20 protein-coding genes and 1 tRNA gene are annotated in these 18,271 nt (G+C 49.6%); 15 read left to right on the plus strand and 6 right to left on the minus strand.

All coding sequences use genetic code 11. From position 1 onward, the window contains the following. The first annotated feature begins 116 nt into the window (after window positions 1-116). Together rho and OEY58_18415 are read left to right on the plus strand one after the other, a co-directional pair. Entirely contained in the window at window positions 117-1,373 is a 1,257-nt protein-coding gene (gene rho / locus OEY58_18410) for a transcription termination factor Rho (protein ID MDH5327430.1), read from the plus strand. Window positions 1,374-1,436: 63 nt separating this feature from the next. After that, window positions 1,437-2,195: an ankyrin repeat domain-containing protein gene (locus OEY58_18415; GenBank protein MDH5327431.1), complete on the plus strand. Its 759-nt coding sequence runs from the start codon at window positions 1,437-1,439 to the stop codon at window positions 2,193-2,195. A 76-nt stretch (window positions 2,196-2,271) separates the two neighbouring features. Here OEY58_18415 and OEY58_18420 read toward each other — a convergent pair whose 3' ends face one another. From OEY58_18420 to OEY58_18430, 3 genes are all read right to left on the minus strand, one after another. Further along, a complete protein-coding gene (locus OEY58_18420) occupies window positions 2,272-2,997 on the minus strand; it encodes a hypothetical protein (protein ID MDH5327432.1) in 726 nt (241 codons plus the stop codon). A 96-nt stretch (window positions 2,998-3,093) separates the two neighbouring features. Next, entirely contained in the window at window positions 3,094-3,714 is a 621-nt protein-coding gene (locus OEY58_18425) for a hypothetical protein (protein MDH5327433.1), read from the minus strand. A 29-nt stretch (window positions 3,715-3,743) separates the two neighbouring features. Further along, window positions 3,744-4,298, minus strand: coding sequence for an ankyrin repeat domain-containing protein (locus tag OEY58_18430; GenBank protein ID MDH5327434.1), 555 nt, complete (start codon window positions 4,296-4,298; stop codon window positions 3,744-3,746). A 222-nt stretch (window positions 4,299-4,520) separates the two neighbouring features. Between OEY58_18430 and OEY58_18435 the strand changes: the two genes are divergently transcribed. The 5 genes from OEY58_18435 to OEY58_18455 all read left to right on the plus strand — a co-directional run bounded on the left by OEY58_18435 (window position 4,521) and on the right by OEY58_18455 (window position 7,662). Continuing rightward, window positions 4,521-4,826 (plus strand): hypothetical protein, encoded by a 306-nt coding sequence (locus OEY58_18435; protein MDH5327435.1) that lies wholly within the window; start codon window positions 4,521-4,523, stop codon window positions 4,824-4,826. A gap of 8 nt (window positions 4,827-4,834) precedes the next feature. After that, window positions 4,835-5,764 (plus strand): PfkB family carbohydrate kinase, encoded by a 930-nt coding sequence (locus OEY58_18440; protein ID MDH5327436.1) that lies wholly within the window; start codon window positions 4,835-4,837, stop codon window positions 5,762-5,764. A 41-nt stretch (window positions 5,765-5,805) separates the two neighbouring features. After that, a complete protein-coding gene (gene thiO / locus OEY58_18445; protein ID MDH5327437.1) occupies window positions 5,806-6,879 on the plus strand; it encodes a glycine oxidase ThiO in 1,074 nt (357 codons plus the stop codon). 75 nt (window positions 6,880-6,954) lie between these two features. Continuing rightward, window positions 6,955-7,398, plus strand: a complete 444-nt coding sequence (locus OEY58_18450; protein ID MDH5327438.1) for a transcriptional repressor — start codon at window positions 6,955-6,957, stop codon at window positions 7,396-7,398. 188 nt (window positions 7,399-7,586) lie between these two features. Continuing rightward, a tRNA-Thr gene (locus tag OEY58_18455) sits at window positions 7,587-7,662 on the plus strand. Window positions 7,663-7,699: 37 nt separating this feature from the next. On the opposite strand, the gene OEY58_18460 is transcribed toward OEY58_18455, so the two are convergent. Next, window positions 7,700-8,356, minus strand: coding sequence for a YdcF family protein (locus OEY58_18460; protein ID MDH5327439.1), 657 nt, complete (start codon window positions 8,354-8,356; stop codon window positions 7,700-7,702). A gap of 730 nt (window positions 8,357-9,086) precedes the next feature. Further along, window positions 9,087-10,241 (minus strand): radical SAM family heme chaperone HemW, encoded by a 1,155-nt coding sequence (hemW, locus tag OEY58_18465; GenBank protein MDH5327440.1) that lies wholly within the window; start codon window positions 10,239-10,241, stop codon window positions 9,087-9,089. A 161-nt stretch (window positions 10,242-10,402) separates the two neighbouring features. Between hemW and OEY58_18470 the strand changes: the two genes are divergently transcribed. From OEY58_18470 to OEY58_18505, 8 genes are all read left to right on the plus strand, one after another. Further along, window positions 10,403-10,978, plus strand: a complete 576-nt coding sequence (locus OEY58_18470; GenBank protein MDH5327441.1) for an ATP-binding cassette domain-containing protein — start codon at window positions 10,403-10,405, stop codon at window positions 10,976-10,978. Then, window positions 10,975-11,763: an iron export ABC transporter permease subunit FetB gene (fetB, locus tag OEY58_18475; GenBank protein ID MDH5327442.1), complete on the plus strand. Its 789-nt coding sequence runs from the start codon at window positions 10,975-10,977 to the stop codon at window positions 11,761-11,763. Before OEY58_18470 ends, fetB begins: the two co-directional genes overlap by 4 nt. Window positions 11,764-11,928: 165 nt before the next feature. After that, the gene (locus tag OEY58_18480) at window positions 11,929-12,252 is read left to right on the plus strand and encodes a hypothetical protein (GenBank protein MDH5327443.1); all 324 of its coding nucleotides are present in this window, start codon (window positions 11,929-11,931) and stop codon (window positions 12,250-12,252) included. Window positions 12,253-12,355: 103 nt separating this feature from the next. Further along, on the plus strand, window positions 12,356-13,069 hold the full coding sequence (locus tag OEY58_18485) for a Crp/Fnr family transcriptional regulator (GenBank protein ID MDH5327444.1): 714 nt from the start codon (window positions 12,356-12,358) through the stop codon (window positions 13,067-13,069). 71 nt (window positions 13,070-13,140) lie between these two features. Further along, the gene (locus OEY58_18490; protein MDH5327445.1) at window positions 13,141-13,671 is read left to right on the plus strand and encodes a PaaI family thioesterase; all 531 of its coding nucleotides are present in this window, start codon (window positions 13,141-13,143) and stop codon (window positions 13,669-13,671) included. Between the two features lie 36 nt (window positions 13,672-13,707). After that, entirely contained in the window at window positions 13,708-15,207 is a 1,500-nt protein-coding gene (locus tag OEY58_18495; GenBank protein MDH5327446.1) for an AAA family ATPase, read from the plus strand. Between the two features lie 93 nt (window positions 15,208-15,300). Beyond that, entirely contained in the window at window positions 15,301-15,924 is a 624-nt protein-coding gene (locus tag OEY58_18500; GenBank protein ID MDH5327447.1) for a hypothetical protein, read from the plus strand. A 165-nt stretch (window positions 15,925-16,089) separates the two neighbouring features. After that, window positions 16,090-16,857 carry a LamG domain-containing protein gene (locus OEY58_18505; GenBank protein ID MDH5327448.1) on the plus strand — a complete coding sequence of 256 codons (768 nt, stop codon included), beginning with the start codon at window positions 16,090-16,092 and terminating at the stop codon, window positions 16,855-16,857. 117 nt (window positions 16,858-16,974) lie between these two features. On the opposite strand, the gene OEY58_18510 is transcribed toward OEY58_18505, so the two are convergent. Next, complete coding sequence (locus OEY58_18510) at window positions 16,975-18,210, minus strand: hypothetical protein (protein ID MDH5327449.1); 1,236 nt, start codon at window positions 18,208-18,210, stop codon at window positions 16,975-16,977. Window positions 18,211-18,271 lie beyond the last annotated feature (61 nt).

Here is an 18,271-nt window from a genome sequence, read left to right on the forward strand (position 1 = left end):
CCTCCTTTAACTTAAATAATAAGATTTGTTGTTAAGACATTTCAGTCCGCTTTGCGGCTGAAACATCTCTATTTGTTAACTCAAGAGTAAACCCACCATATATAAAGCGTAACAGTATGAACCTTAGTGAACTGAAACAAAAAACTGCATCAGAACTGAATGAGCTTGCTCGCGAAACGGGCGTGGAAGGCACTTCCCGCTCACGCAAACAGGACATTATATTTGCCATCTTAAAAGCCCACGCCAAAAGCGGTGAAGATATTTATGGAGGCGGCGTTCTGGAAATTCTACAAGATGGATTCGGCTTTCTACGATCTGCTGACAGCTCCTATCTGGCCGGCCCGGACGATATTTACGTTTCTCCCAGCCAAATTCGACGTTTCAGTTTACGTACCGGCGATACGGTAGCCGGCAAGATTCGCCCCCCCAAAGACGGGGAACGCTATTTTGCCTTGCTAAAAGTCAACGAAATTAATTTCGAACCGCCGGAAAACGCCAAGACCAAGGTTCCTTTTGAAAGCCTGACTCCCTTGTTTCCCAATGAGCGCTTACAAATAGAACTGGGTAATGGCAGCACAGAAGACTTGACCGCCAGGGTCATCGATCTATGCGCCCCTGTCGGCAAAGGTCAGCGGGGACTGATAGTGTCACCCCCCAAGTCCGGCAAAACCATGATGCTGCAAAATATCGCCCAGTCCATCACCACCAATCATCCTGAATGTTATTTAATTGTCCTACTCATCGACGAACGCCCGGAAGAGGTTACTGAGATGTCTCGTTCGGTACGAGGCGAAGTTGTATCCAGCACCTTCGACGAACCGGCCAGCCGCCACGTTCAGGTTGCAGAAATGGTCATTGAAAAAGCCAAGCGCCTGGTGGAACACAAAAAAGATGTGGTCATTTTATTGGACTCCATCACTCGATTGGCACGCGCTTACAACACCGTAGTACCCAGCTCCGGCAAAGTACTGACCGGTGGTGTGGACGCCAATGCACTGCAAAGACCCAAACGGTTTTTTGGTGCGGCACGAAATATCGAAGAAGGTGGCAGCCTGACAATTATTGCTACGGCGCTGGTGGATACCGGCTCACGTATGGACGATGTTATCTTCGAAGAGTTCAAAGGCACGGGCAATATGGAAATACACCTGGACCGGAAAATCTCCGAAAAACGCATCTATCCCGCCATTAACATTAACCGCTCCGGCACCCGCAGAGAAGAATTGATCACGGACCCGGACGAGCTGCAAATGATGTGGATATTACGTAAACTCATCCATCCCATGGAAGAACTGGGTGCCATAGAGTTTCTGCTGGACAAACTCAAGGACACCAAAACCAACTCGGAATTTTTTGATTCCATGAAAAAGTAACACGCACTGCTTATCATAAACATCCGATTCACATTGTGAGTTTAAGCAAACCAACGTAATACTATGCAAAAATTCCAATGGTTCTTCATCATATCCGCTCTGATGTCAGCGCTCACCGCTTGCAGCGGTGAGCGCTACACCGAGCTAATGAACGCGTCACGCGACGGTGACGAAAAAGCCGTGCGTCGCATTCTGGACGCCGGGGCAAACGTTAACGAACAAACCACGCAAGGCAAAACCGCGTTAATGCTGGCTGCATCCAATAACCACCTGGGCACCGTAAAACTCTTAATTGGTCGCGATGCCAATTTTCAGACTACGGACAGTTTCGGCACCACCGCTCTGATTGTTGCAGCAACGGCAGGTCGGGAAAAAACAGCAAGCTATTTAGCCGAATTGGGATCTGACACCCTGCAACGCGATTCCAGCGGCGGTTCGGCGCTGGGTAACGCGGTGTTCTTCGGTCACAGCGGCACAGTAGCAGCCTTGTTAAAACACACCCCCAAGGACATGGGAGAGCACGGCAAAGAATTATTACTGGTGGCCGCCGGATTGGGTCATGTGGAAATCGTAAAAAACCTGCTGAAACACGGCGTGGACCCCAACGCCAGGGGCATCAAAGATCGCACCGCCTTAATGGCCACCGCCGCTTTTGATAAAGAGCAGACCGCTCAAATCTTGCTGGAAAATGGCGCAGACCCGGCCTTGCGAGATGCAGACGGATACAGCGCCATGGACATCGCCAAGGATAAAAACAGCGAAAAGGTATCGGCGCTGCTAAAAAAACAGTTTTCCTATAAAAAAGCGGGTAATAAAAAATAGACCGGCTTTTATCCGTGGGCAAACCCTCAGCCCCACACCAAACAAATCTTTGTTTAGAATGCGAGCAGGATGTCATCTACCACCATTTGGGACCTGAACCTTCATGGGGCACACTATGACAACGCTCACAGATAAAAATGGCAAATGCCACTTTGTCATGACACACCCCACAAAACTTTCCTCGCAGTACCTTGTTCATACTGATCGAATTGGCATGCTCACGAGGTAGAAAAATCGCCGGATGACAGTTCTCACAAGCCAGCCACTCCGTGTGCTGACGGTGCGGAAACTTTACCCAGGGCATGTATTGGGTGTTTTTCATGATGATGTCCATATCCATGGTGAGCATATTTCTTTCACCTTTCAGATCAGCACGCGGTTCTATCAAGCCCATTTCCAGAGCCGCAACCCAATCCACCTGGTGACGACGGTCTCGTGGAAAATTGGCCATGGCCCGAGTCGGATCCTGTAAAGTGACGAGGGCATTATTGTAGTGATCATGAATACCGTCATTACGCGGTGATTCACTGGCACCCACCTTGGGTATGCTAAGCTTTTTCAAGGGCTCTTTTTCCGGCTTTGGAAGAGTCTTCTTTTGGCTTTGCTCGAAATCCCTTAAGGCTTTTTCCAGAATAGCCTGAGCTTCTTGACTGCTTACTTTTGAAGATTTTCCGTTAGTCGCTCCGCTCTCAGCAGCAGCGGCATCACTGTATTGCTGCATTGAAGCAACCAGAACCAACACCGGTAGCATTACGGTTAACACCCGAACAAGCGTTTTTCGTTTTAATAGTAGATACGTCATAATCCGTTACTTCTTATTCTAGATTGCACTTCATGTTGCATACCCCCGCTGCAACACCCCTTAATTCATTACCAAACCGACGCCCATTTCACCGGTTCAGCGCCACCATTTTTTCGGTGAGTTTTCATGCGGTACGCTGTGGCAACGCTCACAAATCCACAACGCAAACGCTACTTTGTCATGACAACGACCACAATGCTCACCCGCCAAAATACCATCCATAGAAGGATTGTTGGCCCCTTTTTGCGGAATAAAAATTTTGGGATGGCAATTCTCGCATGCCAACCATTTGGTATGAGCCAAATGAGGGAACCTCACCCAAGGCATTTTCCCGGTATCTTTGAATAATATATCCATGTCCATGGTGAGCATTTCATCCTTGCCGGATAAATCCGCTCTAGGCGTAATAATGCCTAAATCCAGTGCTCGAACCCAGTTCACACCACCACGGCGATCCTGCGGAAACGCCGCCAACGCATCTGAGGGCTCCTGCAACACATGAATCGCGTCATTGGCAGGGTCATGAATACCATCTTCCGCCAGCTTCTCTGTCTTTACCCGTGCTGCAAATTCCCGGTTATCGTCCCAGCGCTTGCCCCCACCCACTCCGCTATCAACCACATAATTGGCACTGCGGGTTCCGGAAACATACGTCGTACAGGCCGCCAACACCGCAGCTGCCGCCAAACACAAAATCACCGCTATTTTACTCTTCATCGCGCCCCATGCTCTGAACCAAAAAGTCCTTAGTATTTTGCCCCTGCTTCCCTGAGCAGACGTACAATTTCAGCGTAGCCCTCGGCCTGTGCCACCATGACGGGGGAACGACCATCGTTGGCTTTTACGTTAACATCCACTCCGGCCGCCAACAATCGCTGCACTGCCACCACCTGCTCCTGATTCACCGCCCACAGCAAGGCCGTCCAGCCACTCTTGTCCCGTAACTCGGTATTGGCATTGGCTTTGAGCAGCACATCCAACACGGCCTCATGCCCCTTGGCCGCAGCCCGCATCAATGGACTCCAGCCGGAGGCATCCTGAACATCCACCTGCGCGCCATGATCTACCAATAGCCGGCAGATCTCCGCATTACCCTTGCGTGCGGCGTGAGACAACGCTGTCCATTGATAGCTGTTACGGGCATTCACATCCGCCCCCTGCTCCAACAGTCGCTTGACCTCCGGTAGTTCACCATCAATAACTTGCACCATCAGTGGTGTATTGTTATCACATGCTGACAACAGAAAAAGCAGGGCTGCTGCCACGAGCGATTGAATTGAAAAACGTTGAACCAATGTCATACCTTAATACGCCAAAATGTCTTTATGCTTAAAAAGTTACCGAAAATCACCCGTTACGCCAACCACGGCAAGCGGGTCTCAAACACAACATCCTACCCAATCAACCGGGTTTCGGCAGCTATTGTAACAGGCAAAAACAAACCATAGCCACAGGGGGGCCGGTTCCTGTAACATAACACCCCGTAAAACTTAAAAAAATCTACTAAAACGATAAAGAATTTCATGTTACTCCCTTGCCCTCATTGCAAAGAACCCACACTTTCCTGGTGGGACAAATACAAGGCGGCCAAATGGGCCCTGATCAGCTGCCCAAAATGCGGCGGCACTTCCTGCAGCTTCCCATACCTGCTGGTGTTTTATACCATGCTGTATGTTTGGGACGTACTTTTGTTTGGCGTGGTAGCCTATGAAAGTAAAAATGCCTGGTACATTGTGGTACTGTTGGTAATTTGGCTGATACTGGATTATTTCAGTCTCTATCTGCCCCTATCCGCCATGAAACGCAAACCCGAGCAAAACCAGCAATAATCGGTATCATGACTCGTTCACATCCCGGCACGATCCTGGCGGTGGGCATCGCCGCAGTGGACATCATCAATAGCACCGACGGGTTCCCGGAGGAGGACAGCGAAGTGCGAGCCCTGTCTCAAACCCTACGTCGCGGCGGCAATGCCACCAACACATTGTGTGTATTGAGCCAGCTGGGACATCCCTGTGAATGGGCCGGATGTCTGGCGGAAAACGCCAGCAGCACCCCTATTGCAGAGGACTTAAAGCGTTATCGTATAGACAGCCATCGCTGCCGTCGAGTGAGCAATGGGCACGCCCCCACCTCATACATTACATTGAACCGACACAACGGTTCACGCACCATTGTCCACTACCGTGACCTGGATGAATACAGTTTTGCTGACTTCCGCTCCCATGACCTGGACAACATTGACTGGCTACACTTCGAAGGGCGCCATGTGGAACAGACCCGACTGATGTTGCAACACGCCAGGCGACAACCCCATTTAAGGATTTCCCTAGAATTAGAGAAAGCCAGGGACGACATAGAAACTCTGGTACCCTATGCCCATGTACTCATGTGCTCCAGACAGTTCGTGCAGGCCCATGGATTTGATTCCCCCGAGACTTTTTTAGCGCAATGGCCTGCGTTGAACCAGGCCGGTCACACACAGATTTGCAGCGTGACCTGGGGCGAACGCGGCGCCTTCGCCCAAAAAAGCGGAGAAGCACCTATTTTTTGCCCGGCCCTGGAACTGGACCGAGTTGTGGACAGTATTGGTGCCGGGGATACCTTTAACGCGGGCCTGATTCACGCTATATTGGCGGGTGGGAACCTGAAACAAAGCTTGGCGTTTGCCAACCAATTGGCAGGTGCCAAATGCCATCAGGAAGGATTTGAGAACCTGACGCAAAATCCACTTGCGAGCATGGAAATTGGGAAAACGAACTCATAAACCCAGAGACTTTAAAGGGCTGGCAGCAATTACAGTGAACAATGTTTGACCATATCGTTATCGGCGGTGGCATCAACGGCTTGCTAACCGCCTATTACCTCAATCAGGCCGGCGCCAGCGTTTGTCTGTTGGAACGTGCCATTGTGGGTAAAGAATCCTCCTGGGCCGGCGGCGGCATATTGTCCCCACTGTATCCCTGGCGTTACCCGGAAGCTGTAACCGAATTGGTACAGTGGAGCCAACAAGTCTATCCGGAACTGGTTAATACCCTATATCAATCAACGGGTTTAGACCCGGAACTGCATCGAAGCGGTATGCTGGTGCTGAGTGAACCCCAGATCGACCAAGCCATGAACTGGGCTCAACAAACACACGCTGAGCTGTCATTAATTGATTCTGACCAGATCCGGCACCTGGAACCCAAACTGGGCCCAATCCCAAACCAAGCCCTGTGGATGCCCCAAGTGGGCCAAGTACGCAATCCCCGCTTTGTGGCCGCGTTGCGTGAACACTTGATTCGCCACGGGGTACAAATCCAGGAAAACTCCGAGGTCACGGATTTAATAGTGGAAAACCAGGCTGTGTGCGGTGTCAAAACCGAACAAGCGGATTTTCGTGCCGCCGCAGTCGCCGTCACCTGCGGCGCCTGGAGCAGTCGGTTTTGGCCGGAACAAGAAGATCATCTGCAAATCACTCCGGTGAAGGGACAGATGGTATTACTGAAAACCGAACCGGGATTGGTCCAACGCATTGTGTTATTTGCCGATAAATATCTCATACCCCGTTTGGACGGCCGGGTATTAATCGGCAGCACTCTGGAGCACGTGGGATTTAATAAATCCACCACGGACACAGCTCAAGACAACTTACTCGATTTTGCGCATCATTTGATTCCAGCGCTACAGGATTTTCCTGTAGAACATCATTGGGCGGGCTTGCGCCCCGGTACGCCGGACAATATCCCCCGGATTTGTGAACACCCTACACTAAAGGGTTTGTTCATCAACGCCGGTCATTTCCGAAATGGAGTCGTGACAGCACCCGCATCTGCTCAATTATTAACCAACTTAATGCTTAAACAACAAACAATTCTGGACCCGAAGCCCTATTGTTGATTAAATTACACCATTGTTCTAACATTCACCCGTTGTATTTTTATAGGCCCATTAAAAAGGATAATAGTAGGAACCATGTTGCAAGAAGCACCCAACACAACGAACCATAAACGCCATGTTGTAAAACTGCTCAACGACCATGGCATCACTCCAACCCATCAGCGTGTGGAAATCGGCTTGGTACTCCTAACCAAAGCCCAGCACATGTCCGCTGACTTGGTCCTGGAAAAAGTGAATGCGGACCAAAATATCGTTTCCAAGGCGACCGTGTACAATACACTGGGTTTATTTGCCCGCAAAGGTTTGATTCGCGAAGTCATCGTCGACGCGACCAAAGTGTTTTATGACTCCAATACCCGGCCCCATCACCATTTTTATGATGTCACCAATGGAACCTTGCTGGACATCTCGGATGAATTGGAAATAAAAGGTTTACCCAATCCACCTAATGAAGCAACTATTCATGGTGTGGATGTGATTGTTCGCATCAGCCGGGAATCAGAGACTGAAATAGCCTGATTGTTGGTTTGAGTTTCAGCTTGGGCTTTCCAGCTGTTTCCCACTTAGGGTGTGAACTCAACAAAGCGTGAAACCGTCCATTTGCAGTGAGCAGCTGCAAACCGGAAACGGTTGTTTCATCACGCTTGATCTCTTATACTCGCGCTCTCAAGTTTTGGCGGCGGAGGCTTCCGTTTGCACAAGAAAATGCCGGAATAGCTCAGTCGGTAGAGCAACGCATTCGTAATGCGCAGGTCGGAGGTTCGAATCCTCTTTCCGGCACCACTCACTTCATGCGCCGCTCCTGATAGCTCTTTATCCCTCAGCCACCCGATGCCTGAGTTTTCCCATCTTTCCCACCCAAGGATTTGTACCCCGAGGTTTCCAACTGCTGCAGGTAGTAATTAATCAAACCGACCGTCTCCGCTGCCAAGGCCTTGGATTGGCTCATTAATGGTGAGCGTCGACTGTTGGGCGTGGGCGAGGAATAAGCCTGAATCCCCAAGTCTTTAGCCATCACAATAATTCGCTTCATTTGTATGGCATCGCCGACTACCAGTGCAGAGCCCATACCGTGCTGATCCATTATTTTTCTGGCGTTTTTAAGGGATTCCCCCACAGCCGCACTGGACTCATCGCCTAACACGGCTTCGCTGGGCACCCCTTCGGTCAGTGCATATAACTTAGCGACTTGGGATGCCGCCAAATTACTATCGTCTCCGGGTTTTCCGGTAAAAATCAACTGTTTTACTTTACCGGCTTGATACAGGCTGATGCTATGTTTAATTCTCTGCTCGTATTCCACGGAGGGTTGATCCTGGAGCACTGCTCCGCCAAGCACAATCGCGGCGTCCGCCGATTCGTTCGCCGATTCCTGGGAAAACTGAAAAATACGAAACGTGTTGAACAACACAAATGCCAGGGATAAAAACAAAACGGATATTATTAAGAAATAGCTGAAAGTTCTAATTTTTCGCATAAAATGCCAACTGTGTTATATGATTAAAACTGCTCAACCCCGTGGGTCGAACCGGCAAGGTTAAACCGGGCTGAACGGCATTTATCCAAAGTCCGTCACAATCCCAACCTATAATTAGCAGGAATTTATTAGCATTTCAATGGATTTAACTTTATTGTCAATTGCAGTTGTTGATCGCCTGCAGAAGTGGAAACAACGGTTCGCCGCGTGACACAACTCTTTCTCAAAAAAACCTCCACCCTACAGATACGACTACTGGCACGTTTGTAGGTTGGATTAGTGCAACGTAATCCGACAGGCCCATCTCGCAGCATGAACCGTTGTTAGAAAAGTGATGGCAATGCGAAACAGTTTCGTCCGCGTGGGCATGAAAAGACTGCCCTACAAAACTCTTTCTTTTACCCAGCCCCTTCAGGGCTGAATCCTTTTTTCATCCATCCCGGCGGCTGAAGCCACCGGAGTATGGACGAAATAAAACTCAAGTCCTGAACGACTGCATGGATGCAGGAGGTAGACCATGTCGGGAATTGGTGGTCGAGGGACGACGTTAAATTGTGGGATTGTAATGACTGCCGAACCTACATGGACGTATTCACGGCGTTCCGCGGTTGGGGGACACCCATGGCCCCATTCTAGTTGGCTTACCCAAAAATACAACGATGCTCAGTTGTTTTGGGGCTTGTAACGATGTGAGTAAGATGGTATCTACAAAAACTTAAACGCCTGCAATTTAAGGCATGAACATTTGCAGCAGGTCGTTGAGAAAACGTTGCCCGGTTTCTGTGGTGCGTATGTGTTGCTCCTTGGTTTCAATTAAGCCCCTGCTCTGCGCTTGGGACAATACCGCTTCACATAGGGAAAAATCCAGGCCCGTATGTGCCGTGAATGTCTCTATGGAAAACCCTTGCCGTAAACGTAATGCATTCATCATAAACTCCAACACCACATCTTCCGAAGCCAGTTGTCTTTGCGTGACACACTCGGGGGTGCCGGCATTATCCATATACTGCTTTGGTGCGCGAGATTTGGATAAGCGTTTAATGCTCTGTGCAGCACCCATACTGATTTTGGCGTGGGCGCCCGCACCGATTCCCAAGTAATCACCAAAGGTCCAATAATTGAGATTATGGCGACACAGCTTTCCTTCCCTCGCATAGGCAGATACTTCGTATTGCTCGAAATTGTTGTGCTGTAATAAAGCCACACCGGACTCTTGCATTTGCCACAGCACATCATCCCCAGGTAAAGATGGCGGATCATGATAAAATCGGGTATTGGGTTCCAAGGTCAGCTGATACCAGGACAGATGTGTCGGGGCCAAATCGATTGCGTATTGCAAATCCTGTAATGCCTGCTGCACCGATTGCTGCGGTAAGCCGTACATCAAATCCAAATTCAGATTTTCAAATCCGGCCCGGCCTGCCGCTTCCACGGCACGCCGTGCTTCAGCACTATTATGGATGCGACCCAGGCTCTGTAAATGAGTATCGCTAAGACTCTGCACACCAATGGAAAGGCGATTTATTCCTATGGCACGATAGGCGGAAAAGCGCTCCTGCTCCACCGTACCCGGATTGGCCTCCAAGGTGACTTCCAAATTACTGTGTAAAGCCACCCGGGCCCTGATACCCGATAGCAATGCTTCCAGAGCCTGCGCTGAAAACAAACTGGGGGTACCGCCTCCCATAAAGATACTGTTTACTTTGCGACCCCAAACCAGCGGTAAATCCTGATCCAGATCCCGCAACAAAGCCTCTACATAGGCCTGTTCAGGAACACCGTCGCCCAGCGCATGGGAATTAAAGTCACAATAGGGACACTTTTGCACACACCAGGGAAAATGTATGTACAACGATAAAGGGGGTAATGTGGAAAACTGAAACATCAGACTATGTAATCAAAGACCGGCTATAAACGCAAATAAAAACCCAAGCTATCAAGGCAGCGGACATTATACTATGATTCAGTTTTCGACTTCTTTAGCTACTATTATCTTTAAACGCGGTCTGAGCACGAAAAGTATTGAGCACATTTACTGTTGAAGACTTGCACTTCTTACAATGGGGGCCCATTGGGTTTTCTCTAGTCGCTGGACAGTGCATGAGTATTCGAGGGGCCTCAGGGTCCGGCAAATCACTCTTGCTGCGTTGCCTGGCTGACCTGGACCCGCACCAAGGTCGTATATACCTCAATGGTGCGGAACACTTATCTCTAACGGCTCCACAATGGCGCTGCAAAGTAGGCTTGATGCCCGCCACCCCCGTATGGTGGTACGACACCGTGGGGGAACATTTGGAGAGAAAACATCTGCCCCACTTGGAAGCTCTGGGATTCAGCAGCGATGTGCTTAGTTGGAACATTGAGCGCCTCTCCAGCGGCGAGCAACAACGACTGGCTTTGGTGCGACTATTAGCCCATGAGCCGGAAGTCTTGTTACTGGACGAACCTAGCGCTAATCTGGACCAAAGTAACACGCAACAAATGGAGACCCTGGTATTGTCTTACCTGAAGCAGCGCCAAGCAGTCGCCGTCTGGGTCAGTCATGACGCGGAACAGGCGAGCCGGGTCGCCCAACAATGCTTCGTATTCCAGCAACGACACTTGTTGCCGCAAACGCTATGATCCACCTTTCCTTCTACGACTTGTTGATAGCCGCCGCTTTAATCGCCTTATTGGCAACATTGAGTTGGCATTACCGCCTGGGCCTGACCGGGCAACTCATCGTCGCCTCCTTACGCACCCTGGTACAGCTCTTATTGGTTGGCCTGATACTTAAGGTACTGTTTGAAACACCCAATATTTGGTTGTTAACCCTGATCGCCTGCGTCATGCTGGCTGCCGCCAGCAGGGAAGTCCTGGCACGTCAAAAATACCCCTTCAAAGGCTGGTGGGGCTACGGGCTCAGTAGTGGCTCTATGTTCATCTCCTCTTTTACTGTTACCTTACTGGCACTGACAGTGATCATCGAAAATCAACCCTGGTACTCACCCCAGTACGCCATACCCTTGCTGGGCATGCTCTTAGGCAACACCATGACGGGAATTGCCCTAAGCCTGGACCGCTTAAGCAGTGATGCTTATCGCCAAAAAAACATCATCGAACAACGACTCATGCTGGGCCAAAACAGCCAAACGGCCATCCATCACATTAAGTCTGACAGTTTACGCGCCGGCCTGATGCCCACCATCAACGCCATGGCCACCGCCGGACTGGTCAGTCTCCCCGGCATGATGACCGGACAAATCCTGGCGGGAAGCCCGCCGGTGGAAGCTGTCAAATATCAAATACTGATTTTGTTTCTCATCACAGCCGGCACGGGTTTTGGAACCTTGTGCGCGGTCAGTATCGCCAGTCGCCACTTATTCGACGAGCGCCACCGTTTGCGATTGGATAAGCTTCGTCGCTGAAACTCATTTGGTAATATTTACCTTATTTTTCCCCCGTCACCGTGTTACAAATAATACAGCACTAAACGCCAGGCCAATGCCGGGCAAGGGGTTAAGAACCTCGCCAATAATAATGATAATCTCGCAATGCACAATTTGCACAGCTCAACACAAGAGGTACAGGGCATGACACGAACTCATTACCAATTTGGACACCACGGTATCAGCAAGGACGATATTGCCATGAATCTGGCCACAGACGGATTTCGTTTTGTTGCCTTCGAACAAAACTGGGACCTGGCTCAAGCCACCCAACTGTTTGATCAACTGGGTGACATTGAAAACAAACTGAGCGAAGAAGATTGCTGCGAATTTCTCTCCGGACTGCAAAACAGTCTGCACGACAGTGAATTGCTCTATGAGCACGTCACCAACTTTACCCGAAAAATGCTGCACAAGTGGCAACTGGTCGAACTGACCCGGGTAGCCAATGATGAAAACCCGGCATAGAAAACAACCGTTGCTACGTATACACCATTGCCCCGGTTTGACGGTAAAACCGCTCAAAGAGGACTAAACTTGTATTAGCCTCCGGTACAAAATGGTGCAAAATATGAGCAATCCCCCGTTGCTTGATAAGCGAATGTTCCTCGGAGCCATCCCGCTGTTTGGGTCGCTCAGCGAATCGGCTTTGGATGAGTTACTGCAACAGACCTCAGAACGGAAATTGGCAGCTCACAAAGTGGTGGTCGCCCAAGGCGACCCCGGTTCGGATATGTTTATTATCACCTCGGGCTCGGTCGACGTGAGCCTGACGCTGGCGGACAATGAACAGATCATTGTGGGTAAGCTGGCGGCCGGCGATGCATTTGGGGAAATCGCCTTATTTGACACCCAAATCCGTAGCGCCACGGTGACCACCCGTGAATCCTGTCATTTTTTGGTGATCCACAAGGAAGACTTTATTTCCTACTTAATGCGCCATCCTCAAGTGGCGATTCAACTTTTGGGCACATTGTCCAAGCGCCTACGCGCCGGCAGCGATCTGCTGCAGGACACCATGGCCGGCAAAATTGAACAAAGATTGGCCGTCACTTTGAGCAACATCGCCCGCGCATATGGCCAACAAACCCGGTTCGGTTTGCGAGTGGACATTCCCTTTGGTGACGTGGAACTGGCCCAAATTGCGGAAATACCTACTGCAGTGGCCAAGGCCCAATTGCAGCATTGGTGTAAAGACGGCATTATCAGCCGGGAAAAACACTCGCTCACTGTACTGAAACCCACGGAGCTGGAGTCTAAAATACTTCCTGTCCTGGCTCACTGAGTCAAATTCGAAAATCTATACTATAGTCTTAAGAACGCCAAGCTGGGCACAACCTGTTAACGGAACTATCCATGGCCAATGAAATTTTGAACAAATCTTTGTTCCCCCACAACACCTGTTACGGGTGTGGCCATGACAATATTAATGGCCTTAAAATTGAGATCATCAAAGACCCGGCAAACCCGAAGAGTTTGCTGGCCGAGTTTAACGCCAGGGAGTACATGGAAGGCTTGCCGGGGCTGACTCACAGCGGCGCTATTTTCACCGCTATGGACTGTCTTGCCACATGGACGGCGAAAACATTGTTACCCCATTATAGAGCCATTTGGATGACCCAATCCTGCAATGTTAGCTACTTGAGCCCTGCTTTTATTGATCAACCGTTACTGATGTCAGGAAGGGTACTGGAAGCGGGAAAAGATTGGGAAACGGTGATTATTTATACTGAAGCCAAAGACAGCTCAGGGAAACCGGTCAGTACGGCTGAAACCAGCCTACTCCCCCTAACCGCGGAAAAATACCTGGAAATCACCGACGGCAATCCTCTGCCGGAATATTGGGATGCCTATACAAAGACACAAGCGCAAACCGATATCGCTTAGAGCAGCAGTACCAAACCAGGAGTTGAACCTTTGTAAATGAATGATGAACATGACTTAAAAGCATTACTGCAATCCCATTTCCCTATCATCACCATAGAAACTCACGAAGAGAAAAGAGCCAAGAACCTGCTCGGTAAAGTCGTGGGAAGTATACGTTTGACGCTGTATTGCTGGAGCGTCACTGAAGGACTCAACCTCTTCGGCGCGGACACAAAACAAACCAACTATATCGACGAAAACGGTATTCACTACGCTCCTAAAGAACCGGAACCCATGCTTAAGCATGTGAAACAGTCGCTCACCAACTGTGTGGTGGTGTTACTGGATTTTCACCCCTATTTAAGCGAACCCACCCTGGTGCGCTTGATCAAAGAAATTGCACTGGATGCCACGTTGAGTAAAAACACCCTCGTTCTACTCAGTCACAGCATTGAAACTCCCGACGAGATCCAGAGACTCTGCGCCGGATTTACCCTATCCCTACCGGACGAAAAAAAAATCCGTCAACTGATTTCAGATGAAGCCAAAATATGGGCTTATAAAACCAAAGCCAAAACTCTGAAAGCAGACCCGAAAGCCATTTCCATGCTAACCCAAAATCTTATGGGACTCACCACCAGCGATGCCCGGCGACTGATCCGCAATGCCATTTATCATGACGGCGCCATCACTCAGTCCGACCTCCCGATTGTCATGCAGGCCAAATACGAATTATTAAGTCAGGGGGGAATACTGTCCTTTGAACATGATACGACGGAGTTTGCTGAGGTGGGCGGATTCAACAACCTGATCCAGTGGATTAAAAACCGAAAACACGCTTTTTTGAACCGTGGTGAGAGCCGGCTGGATGTACCCAAAGGAATCATGCTGCTGGGTGTTCAGGGGGGAGGCAAAAGCCTGGCCGCCAAAGCGGTGGCCGGCACCTGGAATGTACCCTTGCTCAGAATGGACTTCGGCGCTTTGTATAATAAGTACTTTGGGGAAACTGAAAAAAACATTCGGGAATCCCTCAAAACCGCCGAGCACATGGCTCCTTGTGTCTTGTGGATGGATGAAATTGAAAAAGGTATTGCCTCGGGAGATTACGACAGCGGTACTTCCCGACGTGTCCTGGGCACTTTACTCACCTGGATGGCGGAAAACGACAAAGCTGTGTTTATCGTCGCCACAGCCAACGATATCTCCTCCCTACCTCCGGAACTGGTGCGCAAAGGCCGCCTGGATGAAATATTCTTTGTGGATCTACCCCAAGGGGAAATTCGGCAGGACATTTTTGCCATTCATTTGCGCAAACGCAACCAAGATCCTGCTCGTTACGATCTGGCCATGCTGGCCGCTAATGCTCAGGGATTCTCCGGTGCTGAAATTGAACAAGCCATTGTCGCTGCGACCTATGCCGCGCATACCCGACGCAGTCCCATGCAAACCCAAGACATTATCCACGAATTGAAAAATACCCATCCTCTTTCCGTGGTTATGTCCGAAAAAATTCAGGATTTACGCCGCTGGGCAAAGTCGCGCACTGTACCCGCTTGAACCACCCAGGTGATTGATTAAACAATCAATAAAACCGTTCGGATAACTTGGTCACGGTCATGTGTTCCAAGAAAGTTAACTCCCAAGGCCTGGATGCCGATATGCATCAGTATCGCTACACAAATCATTGATACTATGGGACTACCTGGCACCTCCATTTCTTCGAACAATGGTGAGGAGACTAATATTCTGGCGTCATTTGCTCAGACGCAGTTAGGTCGCCTGGATTGCCATTTGTATGCGGACAACTCGTTTATTGTGTTGGCGGTGAGCGCGTTTTTTTTCGGGGCCGAGGCACAACTGCGCAAGCAATCAAAAATCAGTTTCCAAAGAGGTCAAATCAAACTCATCAGCTTGATCAAAAACTCCCTTAAACTCAACACCCGTACTGCCCTGCACTTAGTCTTGTCTGTAGAAGAGTACGCCAAGCGCTACTACCTCATCGAAAGTATAGTAAATCAGGGGAAAAAGCAGGCTGATAAATGGCTCAATTGTGAAGATACCGATGACTCATACCTGGAAAAACTGGTATTTCGCTATCAACACCAAAATATGTTCGATCTGGGCATAGATAACATCAGTATCGACTACGAGAAACAAACCCGAAAATTACACCTCTCCCTGGACAAATCCGTTAAAAAACTGCGTACTCGCCTGGTCACCATCGTCACTTTATGGGCCGTACTTTTTACGGCTTTGCTGGTTTACTTGTTGTAATCGTACTCATGTTTGCTAATTCTTATATGGTCAGGCGATCTTATAATAAATTTCGCTTTAACTAACATCTACACTGTGTAAGCCGTATAATGCGGGCTTTTCCAACCCTCTGTTGAGCCCCGTATGCCTTACCATTTTTTTATATTGTTATCATTCGCTTTGTTGATGTCGTGCAATTCTGCCGTAGAGGAACTGGATAAGGATATTCCGTTCTATCACGAACCGGTGGCCCTATATGATTTATCGGGTTCGGACGGTACGGTTTTTCTTGACAGCAGCCCTCTCGACCCTGCGTTGGATTTAACACCCAGCGGGACCGTTACCGCCACAAATCACGGCGCTACCATCAGCGGCGATTCCATTCTACGAACCAAAGTACCGGCCACCAAAATTAGCCGTACAGTGGCGGCCACTAACGCACTCACCATCGAGGCCTGGATCAGGCCTGCGAATCTGACACAGACCGGACCGTCACGTATTGTTTCCCTGTCACAGGGAGCTCTCACCCGAAACTTTACCCTGGGCCAAGACTTCGGCGCCTATATAGTACGACTTAAAACCAGCGACAACGATGCCAACGGTAAACCGGAATGGAGCCTTCCCGGCACCGCCACTCTGAACTTGACCCATGTGGTCTTTAGTTATGACGGCAATGCCCGACCGGAAATCACCAACTTTTATATCAACGGCGAACTCATCAAAGGCAGAACTGATATTTTTTCGGGTCGATTTGCAGGTCACTGGAACCTTGATTTTGAGTTCATGCTGGCAAACGAGGTCAACAATCCCAATAACGTAATCGTAGACCGCCGCTGGAACGGCGACATCAACCGCGTGGCGGTTTACAACCGGGCTTTACTCGCGGAAGAGGTGCGTGAGAAATTCAATTTGGGCTGCCGGATTTACAATGTCTGTCCAAGCGTGATTCAATAGTTCAGCAATATCCGGGTTCTCAGGTATTTCTCAATGAAAACCGCATAAAAAACAAAACCCGTGACAACATCCGTTGCCACGGGCTTTGCTCACTTATCTCGAGGGAATAATCGAGAATCAAGAACCGCTTAAGCTGACCAAGTACTGCATATAGATGCGGTCTTCGCCCATGTGGCCGGATTCATCCGACATGTACTGCAAGCGCACCTTGCTGCTGGGTGAGGAATCCACGTCTACCATCAAGGTCATTCGTTCGGAGGGTTCATGGGCATGCATACCGGTGTCGTCCTCAACCGCAGTCCCCATTTCCACTACATTGCTTAGTGTATTGTCCGCCTCCAGACTTTCCCAACGCAAACCTACACGCCAACTCGGCATGAAAGAGTATATGGCATCCAGATAGTAGCCGGTTTGTTCACCATCATAGTCGGCCATAACCATATTGACCCCACCGCCATCAGCATCGTAATGTAATCCGCCATTCTCATCGCGGATAAAATACTCGAATCTCAGGCTGATTTCTCCGGTTTTGCCCATTCCATTAGGGGCCATAGTGTAGGCAAGATCAAAACCGGTGACATCGGTTTCACCGTTTTCAATATGCAAACTGGATCCATCATCACTGTGGCCGTCTCCGTGACGTTCATCAAACGCAGAAGAGTACATAGACACACCGGCTGACCAGGAACCGTTGGCACCTACTTTACCACCCACTTTAGCAAATACGGCCAAACCTTCGGTGTTGGTTTCGTCAGCATTGGTACCGCCGGGAAAACCCGTACCGGTCGTGGCTTCCACACCCAATTTCACGTTCACACCCACGTTCTGGCTCCAGGTCGCTTGAACACCGGTGTCCTCCAAATGGCCACCGAACAGGCCCAGATATACCAATGGTGCAGTAGCGAAGTCCTGCATGTGACCGTGCATGGAATTCAATATCCCGATTCCGGAATAAAATTGACCCATGCGCACATTGATACCGTTGCCCAGGGCTTTGGAATCCACATAGGCTTCTTCCACATGAACGCCGCCACCTTCATGGCCGCCGCCTGAGATACCCATATGCAACATACCGGATAAATTGGGCGACATTTTGCCAACAAAGTTAATAGCACTGTGGCCGGTACTAAAACCATTGGCAAAGGTCCCTTCACCGCCCGCGTCCTGAAATCCGTCTAAATGAAAATGGGCGTCTTCCTGGCTGGCATAACGTCCTTCCAATTCAACGGAAATAGACGGGTTTTTGGCCATACCGCCACTACCATGACCACCATGGTCATGGCCACCGGCAGCAAACACCATACCGGAACTGAATGCCGCACAAATCGCTGTGCACAAGATTGTTTTTTTCATTGTAGTACCCCCTACTTGAGATTGATTTAACTAAGCACAACGGCAACCGTTGACCAAGGGT

The organism is Gammaproteobacteria bacterium, from assembly GCA_029882975.1.
GTDB lineage: Bacteria > Pseudomonadota > Gammaproteobacteria > SZUA-152 > SZUA-152 > JAJDNG01.